This window comes from Streptomyces sp. PA03-1a (genome assembly GCF_033792805.1).
Taxonomy (GTDB): domain Bacteria; phylum Actinomycetota; class Actinomycetes; order Streptomycetales; family Streptomycetaceae; genus Actinacidiphila.
Genome location: NZ_JARAVO010000097.1, coordinates 1 through 14357 on the forward strand (window position 1 = coordinate 1; position 14357 = coordinate 14357).

Annotated in this window: 8 protein-coding genes and 1 pseudogene; 6 read left to right on the top strand and 3 right to left on the bottom strand. The window is 70.8% G+C overall.

From position 1 onward, the window contains the following. The 3 genes from PV341_RS22160 to PV341_RS22170 all read left to right on the top strand — a co-directional run. On the top strand, positions 1-302 hold a 302-nt coding region (locus tag PV341_RS22160; RefSeq protein WP_500358816.1), incomplete at its 5' end, for a sensor histidine kinase. Continuing rightward, on the top strand, positions 299-997 hold the full coding sequence (locus tag PV341_RS22165) for a response regulator (protein WP_500358817.1): 699 nt from the start codon (positions 299-301) through the stop codon (positions 995-997). The genes PV341_RS22160 and PV341_RS22165, both read left to right, overlap by 4 nt. Before the next feature lie 131 nt (positions 998-1128). Continuing rightward, positions 1129-1839: a class I SAM-dependent methyltransferase gene (locus PV341_RS22170; protein WP_500358818.1), complete on the top strand. Its 711-nt coding sequence runs from the start codon at positions 1129-1131 to the stop codon at positions 1837-1839. A 31-nt stretch (positions 1840-1870) separates the two neighbouring features. On the opposite strand, the gene PV341_RS22175 is transcribed toward PV341_RS22170, so the two are convergent. The 3 genes from PV341_RS22175 to PV341_RS22185 form a co-directional block, all read right to left on the bottom strand. Continuing rightward, positions 1871-2263 (bottom strand): GntR family transcriptional regulator, encoded by a 393-nt coding sequence (locus PV341_RS22175; protein WP_500358819.1) that lies wholly within the window; start codon positions 2261-2263, stop codon positions 1871-1873. 4 nt (positions 2264-2267) lie between these two features. Beyond that, positions 2268-3098: a hypothetical protein gene (locus tag PV341_RS22180; protein WP_500329269.1), complete on the bottom strand. Its 831-nt coding sequence runs from the start codon at positions 3096-3098 to the stop codon at positions 2268-2270. A gap of 166 nt (positions 3099-3264) precedes the next feature. After that, positions 3265-4062: a DUF1963 domain-containing protein gene (locus PV341_RS22185; RefSeq protein WP_500358821.1), complete on the bottom strand. Its 798-nt coding sequence runs from the start codon at positions 4060-4062 to the stop codon at positions 3265-3267. 700 nt (positions 4063-4762) lie between these two features. Here PV341_RS22185 and PV341_RS22190 point away from each other — a divergent pair. From PV341_RS22190 to PV341_RS22200, 3 genes and pseudogenes are all read left to right on the top strand, one after another. Continuing rightward, complete coding sequence (locus PV341_RS22190) at positions 4763-11743, top strand: glycoside hydrolase domain-containing protein (RefSeq protein ID WP_500358822.1); 6981 nt, start codon at positions 4763-4765, stop codon at positions 11741-11743. A 1302-nt stretch (positions 11744-13045) separates the two neighbouring features. Beyond that, positions 13046-13117 (top strand): annotated as a pseudogene (locus tag PV341_RS22195) (LuxR C-terminal-related transcriptional regulator); the annotation flags it as partial. Between the two features lie 121 nt (positions 13118-13238). Beyond that, a complete protein-coding gene (locus tag PV341_RS22200) occupies positions 13239-14348 on the top strand; it encodes a hypothetical protein (RefSeq protein ID WP_500329316.1) in 1110 nt (369 codons plus the stop codon). The last annotated feature ends 9 nt before the right edge of the window (positions 14349-14357 follow it).

The window sequence follows — 14357 nt, forward strand, 5'->3', positions numbered from 1 at the left end:
GCCCCCTCCCGCCCGGCCTCGAACTCGCCGCCTACCGCGTGGTCCAGGAAGCCCTGACCAACACCGTGAAGCACGCCTTTGGCGCCACCGCCGCCGTGACCGTCGAATACGGCCCGGACCGGCTCCGGGTGGAAGTCACCGACACCGGCGGACACCCGGGCGCGGGCGCGCCCACCGGAAACGGCCGGGGCCTGATCGGCCTGCGCGAGCGCCTCGCCGTCCACGACGGAACCCTGACCACCGGCCGGCGCATGACCGGCGGCTACCGTGTGGAGGCCCTGATCCCCTTGGAGACGCCGTGACCCAGCCGCTGCGTGTGCTCCTCGCCGACGACCAGACCCTGGTCCGTACCGGGTTCCGGATGATCCTCGGCGCCGACGGCATCGACGTCGTGGCGGAAGCGACCAACGGCGCCGAAGCCGTCGAAGCGGTCCGCCGCACGCGGCCCGACGTCGTCCTCATGGACATCCGGATGCCCGAGATGGACGGCCTGGAGGCCACCCGCCGCATCCTCACCGGCGCCCCCACCGCACCCCGCGTCATCATCCTGACCACGTTCGACCTCGACCGGTACGTCTACGCGGCACTGTCCGCCGGCGCCAGCGGCTTCCTCCTCAAGGACGTCACCCCCGAGCATCTGACCGCGGCCGTCCGCACGGTCCGCAACGGCGACGCCCTCCTCGCGCCCGCCATCACCCGCCGCCTCGTGCAGCGCTTCACCCAGCGCGGCAGCGACACCGCCGCCCTCCACCGCGACCTCGCCTCGCTCACCCCCCGCGAACTGGAGGTCCTCGGCCTGCTGGCCCGCGGACTCAGCAACACCGAACTCGCCAGCCGCCTCCACCTGGCCGAGGCGACCGTCAAGACCCACGTCGCCCGCATCCTCGCCAAACTCGGACTCCGCGACCGCGTCCAAGCCGTCATCGTCGCCTACGAGACAGGGCTGGTCAGCGCCGGTGGACGTGAGGCCGGCCAGCAGTCCGACGAGCAGACGTAGCCCGGATCCGGGAGGGGGGACCGCCGGCCCGGCGCCGCGCCGCTTCTTGACGCCCGGTCGAGCCACGGCCGCAGCGCTCGGCTTCGGTGATGCCGCCTTTCACGACGGTTGAACGGCCTTACCCTGGACCGGTGTTCTCACCCGAAGGCCCCTCCCTGCGTGAGCTGGCCGTGCAGGCCCTGTCGTCCGTCGAGCGTGGCTACGACCTGCTCGCCCCGAGGTTCGACCACACGCCGTTCCGCACCTCGGACCGTATCCTCGACGCGACCGCCGCCGCCCTGAGTCCCTTCGGCCCTTTCGGTGACGGGCTGGACGTGTGCTGCGGCACGGGAGCGGGCCTGCGCGTCCTGCAACCGCTGTGCCGGGGCCGGGTCGCGGGCGTGGACTTCAGCGCCGGTATGCTCGCGCAGGCGCGCCGTGCCCACCCGGACGCGGAGTGGATACGCGCGGACGCACGGAAGCCACCCTTCGCCGCGGAGTTCGACCTGGCCGTCAGCTTCGGCGCCTTCGGGCACTTCCTGGCCGCCGAGCGGCCGGCCCTGTTCGCCGGGGTGCACCGCGCCCTCCGGCCCGGCGGGCTCTTCGCCTTCCCCGTTTTCGCACCGCCGCGCATCGCCTCCCGGCGTTACTGGATACCCGCCGGCTTCGACGCGGCGATGCGGATACGGAACGCGGTCTGGCGGCCGACCTTCGTCATGTACTACCGCACCTTCCCGCTCCGCGCGGTGCGCGCCGAACTGACCGCGGCGGGCTTCACCGTACGCACGACCGCGGTACCCGACTTCGGTCACCGCCCGGACGGTGCCCCGTACGCGCGCCTGGTCCTGGCCCGCAAAGCGTGACGGCGGGCCGGGACCCCGTCAGGCAGGCCCCTCACTCAACCGAGGCGCGTGAAGAGGGCGATGCCGCCACGCCGTTGGCCAGCGCCGCTCGGATGATGCGGATGGCCTCGTCGGTGTCGATGCCCACGGCGGCGATGACGGCGGCGTACTCGGCGGCGGCGTGGCGTGCCCGCTCGCGTCCCTGCTCGCCGGCTGCGGTGACGAACGAGCCCGCCCGTCCGCGGGTCTCGATCAGCCCCGCCTCCTCCAGCGCCCGGTAGGCCCGGCCGACGGTGTTGACGGCCAGGCCGAGGTCCGCGGCCAGTCGGCGGATGGTCGGCAGCTGGGTGCCCACGGCCAGTGTGCGGGACTGGATCTGCCGGGCGAGCTGGGCGCGGAGCTGCTCGAACGGCGGGACGGGCGAGGCCGAGTCGATGACGATCATCGGCTCACCGGGCGCTCGTGACGTGCCGCGCCACCGTGCCGCTCTGCGCGGTCCGCTTGGTGATCAGGGCGAGCGTGACGGTGCTCAGTGCGACGAAGACGAGCCAGGCGGTGCTCCACCAGCCCAGCGCGGTATCGAACACCGACACGATCGGCAGCAGCCACACCACGGTTGGCGTGGCGACCTCGCGGGCGTCCTCGACCCGCATGATGACGTCGGCGGTCAGCGAGACCTCGTCGTCGGCCACGACCGGGTGCGTCAGGATGTGGCGCAGCTGGACAGCCGTACCGACCGCGACCCCGCACAGTCCGATCAGGAGGACGAGGCCCGCGTACCGCGCGGTGGAGTCCCGCACGGTCAGGGCGACGACCGCCGGCACCAACGCTCCCGCGAACGTGGCAACCGCGAATGCCGCACGCGGCCGGCCGAGCACGGTGCGCCAGCCGAGCCGGACCGGGTGGGCCGCCCGGCGCGGCAACGTCGCGCCGGCCCGCCGGTCGACCCGCCGCACCCACCAGTCCAGCAGCGACTGGGCCAGCACCAACCCCACGACCACCGCCGTCAGGACCGGCAACGACGATTCCCGGTACGACCCGGAGCCGTCAACCGAGCCGCCCCGCCGGTCGGTCGTGTAGACAAGGGCGACCGCGATGATGAACACCGCCAGCAGGACCTGAGCGGCCAGCCGGGCACCGCGCCGGACCGCCAGACGCGTGGCCAACAGCGGCGTCGGCCGGACGTCGACCAGGCCGTGCCGGGCCAACCACACGCCGGCCTGCTCGACATCCGCCGGACGCACGGACTGCTCGGCCATCCAGCCACCCCCCTTCGTCATGAGCCCTCTGTGTCTCAAGCCTTGTCTCAACATCGTGCGTCAATCCTTGCGACAAGTCAACGAGAGGGAGGGGTGCGCAAGGCGGCTCACGGTGGTGACCCGCCGGCCTCGGTGGGTTCGGTGGGTTCAGTGGGTTCGGTGCAGCGTGAGCCAAGGCGGCACCGGCTCAACAGCAGTGGACCTTCGCCACGGCCTGGCGGAAGTCCCCCGTCACGAACGCACCGACCGGGATCGTGAAGTACAGCGTTCCCGCGTCCCCCCAGCCCCACCCGAGATCCGCGTCCTCCACCAGTTGAAGCAGATGGACCGCGGGGCCATCGTCCTCGCGGGAGGTCATCGTGACCGTGTACGAAGTGTCCGGCCAACCGAAGGCGCAGTGGCTGCCGGCGGTGTTCCCGTCGAGATCTCCCATCTCGCTGAGAATGAGCGATGCCGCCCCCCAGTGCTGTTGCCTGTCGAACCCGACGTCATCGTCCTCGACATCCCAGCAGTCCGGCAGCATGGTGAGCTCAGCCGCGTGCACGGGTACGGCTGAATAGCTTCTCGCCGGCACAGGTGCCTGCGTCTCGACCGCGCGTGCCGGATCGGCGGGAATCACGCGGTACGCCTCGGGTCCGGACGCATCCAGTCTTCGGTACTCCTCGTACGGCACGTCCGGATCGAGGTAGAAGAAGGTGAGCAGCCCGGGCCGTAGGGGCAGTTCGTCACCCAGCCACGCAGCAAGGGCATCGGTGTCCAGCACGGCGTGCAGGGACAGCGGAACCCCGCTTTGTTCCGGCCAGGAGGTGCCCGGTTCGAGCAGGGCGGCGCCGCCGAGGCGGCATTGACCGGTGGCCTGGAGATCGTCGGCCGGCCGGACCAACTGGAAGCCACGGCGGGCCATGGCGGCGAACTGCGGGCCGGCCGTCTCGCCGAGCCGTTCGATGCAGACACGGTTCACGTCGGCGGAGTCATCGAACCACATGCCCCGATCTCCTCAACGTCCGTTCGACGCCCTGCACCGCAGAAGTACGGCAGCTGTGGTGAACATAGCCGAACGACGAAGAACCCCGCCTCAGGTCGACGAGCTGAACCCTGGCACCCGTCGCCGCCTGACGGCCTCCGGCCAAGCGTCAGTCAGCGGGCCCAAGCGCAGCGCTGCTCGCGAGACTTCGTGCCGGCGGTATGACGCTGCGGTTCCACGCGACCGGTCCTTCGACACGTTCCACGGCACCAGTCAAGCGCGTCGCACAACCTGCCGCAGTCGAATGAGTGTCGAAACGGCAGCAACGCAGTCGGGCAGCGAGATGGGGGCGCGGATCTCGCCCGTGGCGAAGGACCTGGATTCGGATGACGTGTACAGGACGGCCCCGCCCCGCTACGCTCTGACCCGTCGTCGGCCGAAGTCCTCACGCCCCGCCGCACGCCGCGCCGTTGTGTCGCCCTCGCGGCCCCTGGCGCGCACGTGCCGTACGAATTCTGTTTGCCTTCCGTACGTCTTCCCCGTGTCTGATGACGTACGGTCGTGAAAGCGGCGGCTGCGATGCCGTTCGTCCACTACCGTCTCGCTCTGGGTTGCACGCCCGGCGTTTCCGGGCTGACAACGTTGTCTTCTGGTGAGGCCGAACCGTGCGTGCGTATTGCGACGCTGGAGAGGTTACGTGTCCATCAGATCCCATCCCCCCTTGCCCCGCGCGGTCCTTCCGGGAACCGCGAGCGGGCGTCGCCGGCCACTGCGCGCGACGGTCGCCGCGCTGCTCACCGGGGCGCTCGGCCTCGGCGCGCTGGCGGGTGGCGGCGCGGCCGCCGCCGTGCCCGTCGCCACCACGTCCACGGGGTCCGGCGGGACGTCAGGCGGGACGGACTACACGAAGCTCGTCGACCCGTTCGTGTCGACCGCCGGCGACGACGGCAACGACCTGCCGGGCGCGCAGGCGCCCCACAGCCTGGCCAAGGTCAACCCGCTGACCACGCCGAACCGGAACCACACCGGGTACGACTACAACGAGGACCACATCGCCGGGTTCACCGCGACGAACCTCGACGGCGTCGGCGGCTCCGGAGGCGGTGGCGACCTGCTCGTCGTCCCGACCTCCGTGCAGTACGACAGCCGCCCCGCCGCCGGCACGTACGCCCACGCGTACAGCCACGACGACGAGAGCGCGACGCCCGGCTCGTACCAGGTGGGCCTCGGGGCCATCTCCGGAACCGCGTCGTCGGTGAAGCAGGACCCGGGCAGCATCAAGGCCGAGATGACCGCGACGACGCGCACGGCGCTGCAGCGGTACAGCTTCCCCGCCGGGTCGAACCCCGAGCTCGTCCTCGACCTCGCGAACAACTTCACCAGCCGCACCCGCTCGACGATGAAGGCGACGACGCTCCCGAACGGGACCACGTCGATCACCGGGCTCATCGCGGGTTCGTTCAACGGCGCCTCGTACAAGCTGTACTACGCCGCCACCACGAACGTCGCCGTGACCTCCCTGAAGAGCTGGGGCAACGACGGCAAGCTGAGCGACGCGACCACGCAGGACGGGTCCGACACCGGCGCCGTCCTCGGGTTCGACAAGGCCGCGGGCGACGACATCGAGCTGCGCATCACGCTGTCGCCGATCAGCGCCGAGCAGGCCACGACCGACCAGCACAACGAGGTGGGCGACCTCACCTTCGACCTGGCGCGCGCGCGGACGAAGGCGGACTGGAACGAGGCGCTCGGTGCCGTCGACGTGCGCTCCTCGGTGAAGTCCGACCCCGGGTCGACGCTCACCAAGGAGTTCTACACGCACCTGTACCGCATGTACGCGCTGCCGGTGAACGCCACCAGCACCAGCGGGACGTACCGCGGCGCGGACGGTGCGGTGCACAAGGCGAACGGCTTCACGTACTACGACGGCTGGTCCACCTGGGACGACTTCCGCAAGTACTCCGTCGAGTCCTACATCGACCCGGCCACGTACCGGGACATGATCCAGTCGCTGATCGTGCTCTTCGCCGACCAGCGCACCTCCGGCAAGAGCCTCGGCAGCCTCACCCACTCGGTCCCGACCGTGCGCTGGGAGCGCTCGGCCGTGCTGGTCGCCGACGCGCTGTCGAAGGGCTACAAGAACTTCGACCGGCTCGACGAGGCGTACCCGGCGCTGCTGTCGTACTCCGGGTTCTACACGGGCGCGCAGCTGCGGCAGGGGTACGTCACCGGTGACCCCGGTACGACCGTGCAGCGCGGCTACGACCAGTGGGCGCTGTCCGTCGTCGCCGACGCGCTCGGCAAGAAGGACGACGCGAAGAAGCTGCGCACCCAGTCGACGATGGCGATCGACAACCTCGTGAAGTCCGGCGCCTGGACCGCGGCCGACGGCACCAAGGTCGGTCTGCTCACCCCGCGCGCCGCGAACGGCGACTGGCAGAGCGCCGACTACGAGAAGTTCGAGGCGGCCGGCCTCTACCAGGGCACGCTCTGGCAGTACCACTGGTACGACGCCTACGACATGGGCGGCCTCATCGAGGCCATGGGCGGCGACAAGGCCGGCAAGGCCGCGGTCAAGCACATGTTCGGCGAGGACTCGACCGTCGACGACGGCTCGACCATGCTGCACTCCAACGCGAACGAGATCGACCTCCAGGCCCCCTACCTCTTCAACTACGTCGGCGAGCCGAGCCTGACGCAGAAGTGGGTGCGCGCCATCTACACCGGCGAGACCTGGAACCGCTACATCGCGACGGGCTCCACGAACGAGGCCCCCAGCTCCGGCGGCCAGTTCACCCCGCCGGTCAAGACCCAGGTCTACAAGCTCTCCCCGAACGGCTTCCTGCCGACCATGGACAACGACGCCGGCACCATGTCGACCATGTTCGTCGGCGCGGCGCTCGGCCTGTTCCCGGTGACCGCCGGATCCAGCCAGTTCCAGATCGGCAGCCCGTTCTTCGACTCGACGACGATCAGCTATGCCAACGGCTCCCGGTTCACGGTGAAGGCCGACGGCGTGTCGCCGAGCAACTACTACGTGCAGAGCGCGACACTCAACGGCAAGCGGTTCGACAACACGTGGCTCGACTACTCCCAGATCATCTCCGGCGGAACCCTGGACTTCACCATGGGGTCCAAGCCCTCCCAGTGGGGCGCCCACACGGAGCCCGCGTACTCGCTGAACACCGACGGGGGCGACACGGGTGACGGCGACACGGGCACGGACAAGGGCGACACCGTCCTCTCCGCCCACCCGGGCACCGTCGACACCGACGAGGACGGCACCCTCCACGACAGCGTGAAGCTCGCCCTTTCCGGACCGGCGTCCTTCGACGCCCGCAAGGGGACCAGCCTCACCAAGACCGGAGCGGCGAGCGTGACCGGCCTGCCGGACGGCGTCACGGCGGACCTCCGCGTCAGTGACAAGCGGACGGCGACGCTGTCCCTCACCGGCACCACGAAGGTCGACGCGCGCTTCGGCATCACCTTCCGGGACGCGGCCTTCGCGCACGGCGTGCGGGCCTCGACGGTGACCGGCACCGGGATATCCCCGACCGACCCGCTCCTCGTCTCCGCCGCCGCGGTGCAGCGCAAGGCCCTGGGCGCACTCGTCGACCAGGCGTCCGTGGTGCGCAGCGCCAACTACTCCGACGGCTCCTGGAACCTGTTCCGGTCGGCCCTCGAACGCGCGCGGACCGTCCTCGCGGACACCGCCTCCGCGACGGGCACGATCATGGCCGCGCAGGACGCGCTGCAGACCGCCATCGACGCCCTGACCATCGACGAGGGCGGCTACGCCGTCCTGCAGGCCGAGAGCCCCGACCAGAAGGAGGGCCCCAGCCTCGTCAGTGAGCGGAACAACTCCGACGGCAACCTCGGTGGCGTCACCGAGGGGTCGTGGGAGCGGTTCACCAGGCTGGACTTCGGCGGGGTCGCCCCGCGGACGATCTCGGTCCGCTACGCGAACTCGCAGGCGACGAACGCGAAGCCGAGCAGCGTGGACGTCCACGCCGGCGCCGCCGACGGCCCGATCGTGGCCACCGTCCCGCTCCCCGGCACCGGCGGCTGGCAGTACTACTCCACGGTGCAGGCGGCCGTCACCGACGCCGACGCCCTGCTGGACGCGAAGAGCGCGACGTTCGTGTTCCACGCCCCGTCGGGCCAGCAGTGGGTGTCGAACTTCGACTGGTACCAGTTCTCGCCGTACGAGGTCTCGACGTCCCCCACCACCACGCTCGCCACGCTGACCGCGGTCAACAGCACCGCGACCGGCAACGGTTCGCTGCCGCTCAACCTCGGCAACGGCATCTTCGAGAACGTGACGAACGGCGCGTGGGCGCAGTGGAAGGACACGAACCTCCAGAGCGGCGCCGACACCGTCACCGTCCGCTACGACAAGCCCCAGTCGCGGGCCGCGTCGGACTCGCACATCGAGCTGCACCTCGGCTCGAAGGACGGCGCGAAGAGCGTCGACATCCCGCTCGACTACAGCGGATCGGGCTGGGGAACCATCGCCACCACGAGCGTGCACCTCGACCCGAGCGTCTTCACCGGCGTCCAGGACGTGTACGCGGCGTTCGTCTCCAGCACGCAGACGGCCTCCCAGCCCTACGTGGGCAACGTCTACTCGCTGGCCCTGACGCAGACCGCCGACGCCCCCGTGGGCTTCGACGCCACCGCGTGGCGCTCCAACAGCGGCGGCGGCCTCAAGAGCGAGCCCGTCGGCTGGACGGGCTCCGGTTCCACCACCGACCTCGGCGGCACCTACAACGGGGCGTGGCTCAACTACGGGGACGTCGACTTCGGCACCTCCCCGAAGAGCACCGTCACGATCACCTACGTCAACAACTCCGCCCGCTGCGGCACCGGCTCCGCCGTCCAGCTCTACCTGGACTCCTTCGACACGGCCAACCCCGGCACGCCGTACGCGACCGTGCCGCTGCCGGTCACGGGATCCGCGTGGTCGTCCGGCGGGACGACGAGCGTGACGCTGCCCAAGGCGATCACCGGCACGCACACCGTCTACCTGCGGCTGACGACGAACCCGGACTCCTCGCACCCGTACGTCGCGAACCTGGGCCGGATCACCTTCAACCACGTCGAGACGCCCGCCGTCACGGACAAGTCCGCCCTGCGGAAGGCGATCGAGCAGTACGAGGGGCTCTCCGCCGACGCGGAGCGCTACGACGCGATCGACTTCGGTGTGTACGGGCGTGAACTCGCCGCTGCACGCATCCTCGTCACCGCCGATGACGCGACCCAGCTCGAGGTCGACACGCAGACGCGCAGCCTCACCCTGGCCGCGGGCCAGCTGATCCCGCTCCCGCGGCTGAAGCTGGAGGACCTGGTCGCCACCGCGTCCGTCCTCGACGACGACCGCTACACGGACGCGTCGTGGAAGGCGTTCACCGGGGCACTCGCCGCGGCGAAGACCGCGGTCGCCGACGGCGCGGCCGCGGACGCGACCCTCACCGCCCGGTACGACACCCTTCGCCACGCCCTGTCCGCGCTCACCACGAAGCCCAAGACGGTGCCGGCCGCGCCTGACGCGGTGTCGGCGACCTCGTCCGGCACGAGCGTGACCGTGGCCTGGTCCGCACCCAAGGACACCGGCGGCTCACCGGTCACCGGCTACGAGATCACCCTGAACGACGGTCACCAGATCAAGATCAAGGATCCGGACGGCCGGAGCACGACCTTCACCTGGCTGCGGTCGGGCAGGTCGTACACGGCACGCGTCCAGGCGGTCAACGCCGTCGGCACCTCCCAGCCGAGCGCCGCCACGGCACCCGTGGTCACCGGCGGCGGCAAGCCGCAGAAGCCGGCCGTGACGGGTGTGATCACCGACGGCAAGCAGGTCCGCGTGACCTGGCAGGCGGCCGGCGACGGCGGATTCCCGATCATCGGCTACACCGTGGCCCTCGACGACGGAACCACCGCGCACGTCCCCGCCACGGCGGGCACGACGCTGCTCACGACCACGGGCAAGGCGAAGGCCCACGCGGCCACCGTCACCGCGGTCACGCTGGCCGGAACGTCGGACGACACCGCCGCGACCGTCCCGGTGACCACCTCGGCGACCGCCCCGGCGGACGCCTCCGACCCGGCGTACGAGCCGTCCCCCTTCCCGGACGACACGCTCAACGCCAGCTACACGTCCGACAAGTGGCCGGGCACCGGCGACGGGACCGACTACTTCTACGGCCTGCTCAACGGATTCGAGCACCTCGACTCCGGCATCCTCGCCGCCAACACCAAGGTGCCCTACGGCACCTCGCCCACCGCTGAGAACGACCGGATCGCCGTGCGCATCAACAACGCGGCGACGCAGAAGGAGGTGGACCGGGCCGAGGTCGACGCCACGAACAGCTCCACCGTCACGATGGCCGACGGCCTCGGCTCCCGGCTCGGCCAGATCTACCTGGACGCCCTCAACGGCGGCCGGCTGCCGAAGACCGGCGCGCTGTTCTCCCGCGTCACTCAGGGCCTCGACAAGGGCGGGGCGGCGAAGGACCACTTCGGCTACCAGCGCCCGTACGCGCGGCTCGGGTTCGTCGGCGACGGCGGTGCCGTCTACGAGTCGCAGGACGGTTCCTACGGCAGCCTCACCTCCAGCGGCTCCTACCCGAGCGGCCACACCTACGGCGGCTACGAAGCGGGGACCATCCTCGCCACGCTCCTGCCGGAGCTGGCACCGTCGATCCTGGCCCGCACCTCGGAGTACGGGGACAACCGCATCGTCCTCGGGTTCCACTACCCGCTCGACGTCATGGGCGGCCGCATCGCCGCACAGGCCACCGTCGCCCACCGGTGGGCGGACCCCGACTTCGCGAAGCTGCTGACCCAGGCCCACACCGAGATGGAGAACGTGCTGCTCGCCAGTTGCGAGAAGGAGGGCTACGGCGACACGCTCGAGGCCTGCGAGGGCGACTCCTACGCCGGCCTGAGCACGGCGCAGCACGTCGACCTGTACACGCAGCGCCTGGACTACGGGCTCTCCCAGGTCGGGAAGTCCGGGCAGGCCCTCAAGGCGCCGTCCGACGCGGCGGCCCTGCTGATCACGGCCTTCCCGGACCTGACCACCGCTCAGCGCACCCAGATCCTCGAGCAGACCGCGACGGACTCCGGCTCCCCGCTGGACCTCACCGCGAACGGCGGAGCGAGCTGGGAGCGGATCAACCTGGCGGCCGCGATGGCGGCGCACGTCGTCGTCAACGCCGACGGGTCCGTCAAGGTGACGAACCACACCGACGCCACCAAGGCCAGCGTCGCCGACGCCAAGGCGATCACCGTCGGAGGCATCGCGATCGACGGGTTCGACCCGGCCGTGTCCACGTACGTCGTCGACTGGCCGAAGAACAAGAAGGTCCCGGCCCTCTCCGCCGTACCGGCCCAGTCCGGCGCGCGGGTGAAGGTCACCGACGGCAGCTCGGTCCTGTCGTCGACCGGGCACCGGTTCACCACCCGCACCATCAAGGTCACCTCGGCCAACGGTTCGGTCACCCGCACCTACACGGTCGGGTTCCAGCCCACGGACCGCGACGACCGTCCAGTCGCGGCCGGCGGCAACGGTGGTGACCGCATCGCCAGGGCATCCGACCTGCTGAGCCGCGGAGGCAACGGAGCAGGCTCCGCCGGCGGCGCCGGATTCTGGGCGCCGTCGACGGAGTGGGCCAACCCCATGTGGATCCCCCAGGGGTAGCGCACACCTGACCGCCGGCGGCTGGCCCCTTCGGGTGAACCCCAGTGGTTCACCCGAAGGGGCCGTCGGCGTTTCGGGCGGCCGTGGGCGGCGGTCGCCTTGCACCCCTGCGCGCTCCGCAGGCGGCGGTGGACGGAAGTCCCTTACCGGGTGTCGGCGCGCCCGGCCGGGAGGCCGGCCGCCCCAAGGCCCGCACCAGCTGACTGACCGGCGACGCCCCCCGGCATCCGGCGCCCCTAGCCTCGGTGTTTCACGACGAGACCTGGGAATCCCCCGTGTCTCCAGGGCCTCCTTCAGCGCCGCCGGAGCGCGCGATCCAGGGATCCAGCAGTCGGCGCTGACGTCGATCAGGGCCCACAGCTTTTGCATGTCGGAGAGCAGTGTCACCGCCAGTTCGGCCTCGACTGCATCGAGGTGCCCGGCAGGTGCCTGTATACGCGATTGTGTTTGACGGCACCGTGCAAGCCGAGGGCCCGAAAGACGGCGAGTGTGTCTTCTCGGTCGGCTGTGCGCGGACGCCACAGAGGCCGTGCGCTGGGCGCAGGAGCTGCGCTACCCGGCGATGGCTTGCTGCGCGCACGTACTGCTCGCCGCAATTGGCGCGCGTGCGGGTGACCTGGCCGGCTGCGAAGAGCACCTGGCCGACTACCGAAGCCATGGGGGAGGCCCGGGCACCAAAGGCATGGACGTTCTGGCGGACGGTGCGCCGGGCGCGGCCCTGCAGGCCGCCCGGGGCCCGGCGGACGCACTGCGCGTGTTGGAAAGGGCGTTCGAACTGGTCCGACAGACAGGCATCGGAAATCCGAACATGCCGACTTTCGTGGCGGACCTGGCGGAGGCCCGGCTGCGTGACGGAGACCGGCAGGGCGCACAAGAGGTGGCAGAGTGGCTGGGCGGGAAGGCCGTCGCGACGGGCCTGGCCTGGCCCGCGGCTGCCGAGGCACCCTGCCGTGCCATGCCGGCGACCGGCCCCGAGGAGGCCGCTCGGTGGCTGGGGCACGCCGAGATGGCGTATGCCCGCAGGGAGATGCCGTATGAGCGGGCCCGGGGATTGCTCACCTACGGCGAGGTGATGCGCCGACTTCACCGCCCGGGTGCCACGCGCGAGCCGCTGCTCGCCGCGCACTGGGCGTTCGCCGCGTTGGGCGCGGGCCTGTGGGCAGAGTGGGCCAGGCGCGAGCTGTCGGCGGCCGGGCCATCGCCTGGGGGACGACAAGGCCGGCCCACCCCGGTTGGACGTATTCACCCCCCGCAGGAGCTGCAGGTGGCGCGTGCTGTGGCAGACGGGCGAACAACGCGGAGGTGGCGGTCGCGCTCTTCATGTCACCCAAGACCGTAGAGGCCCATCTGACCCGGGTGTACCGCAAGCTGGGCATCCGATCGCGTCCGATCGGGCCCGGGAGCTCGCACGGGCGGGAGCGGTGTAGGGGTTTCCCCGATGCGGCGGACGAGCGGTGGACGGCACGCTCGGTGGCCTACAGGGGAGGAGCCGACCATGACCGCCGAGGACAAGCAGCCGGGCAAGGCCGACAGGAGCACGTCGGGAGCGGGCGAGCGCAAGGGACAGGAGGGAAGGCGGGTCCCCGCGACCGCGCAGGAGCCGGCGGACCCGGCTCCGGCAGATGCCGCGCAGCGGGTCGCCGAGTGGACTGCCGACACAGGGCGCGAAGTGGTGCAGCGCGGTGACGCGAAGGTCGACGCGATGCCGCGCACCGTCGGGGAGACCGCCGCCGCTTCCGAAGTCGACGATGAGCTGGAGAAGGGGGGCGTGGCCTTCGGCGCGTTCGTCAAGAGCATCGGAGTCGCCGTCGCCGAGGCGCAGCAGCAGCTCGACGAGACCCTCATGAAGACCGCCGAGATGCTGTCCAAGACCCAGATCGAGGTGATCGCCGTCTTCGAGCAGCAGATCAAGGACGATGACGGCACCATGACGGAGGGCAAGATCCAGATGCAGAAGCTGCCGCTGGCCAATTTCATCACGCCCACCGCGTACCACTGGAGCAGGATCCACCTGCGGGCCGAGATGGACGTCCAGGAGTTCAACTCCCGCAACGGCCTCAACATCCAGCAGAAGTCGTTCGCCGCCGGCGCCCGGGTAGGCGGAGGCATCGGCGCGTCCGGCATCTCCTTCGGAGGCTCGGCCTACGCCGCGTACAGCAACAGCAACACCGCGGTGGACGCCTCGTCCAGCCGTGACCTGGCAGCCGGGAAGCTCGAGATGGAGGCGACCCTGGAGCCGCGCGCCGACATCGAACTGCCCAAGCCGTTCGTCCTGCAGAAGGGGCCGCGGCTGGAGCTCGTCGTCGGCGCGCGCACCGCGGTGTACGAGGGAGAGGGCGACAAGAAGACACTCGTCGCCCAGCAGGCCGAGCTCACCGCCGTGCTGCGGCGGAGCGACGGTGCCGCGAACCCGGAGAAGCACCTCTCCGTGCAGATCAGCGATCCGACCCTGGCGTACACCAGCCCGGGCAAGACCGACCAGCAGGGCGAGATGACGGTGACGCTGAAACGCAGGGTCACCGCGCCTGACCAGGACCGGCCCGTGCAGGCGCTGATCCGGGTCGGGTTCGGCCTCGTCAGCGAGTCAGTCGGCGTGGTGCTGTGACGAGCCGTC

Coding starts and splice junctions, on each gene's coding strand:
- PV341_RS22175 (WP_500358819.1), bottom strand. CDS start 2,263: ATGATCGTCATCGACTCGGCCTCGCCCGTCCCGCCGTTCGAGCAGCTC.
- PV341_RS22180 (WP_500329269.1), bottom strand. CDS start 3,098: ATGACGAAGGGGGGTGGCTGGATGGCCGAGCAGTCCGTGCGTCCGGCG.
- PV341_RS22185 (WP_500358821.1), bottom strand. CDS start 4,062: ATGTGGTTCGATGACTCCGCCGACGTGAACCGTGTCTGCATCGAACGG.
- PV341_RS22200 (WP_500329316.1), top strand. CDS start 13,239: ATGACCGCCGAGGACAAGCAGCCGGGCAAGGCCGACAGGAGCACGTCG.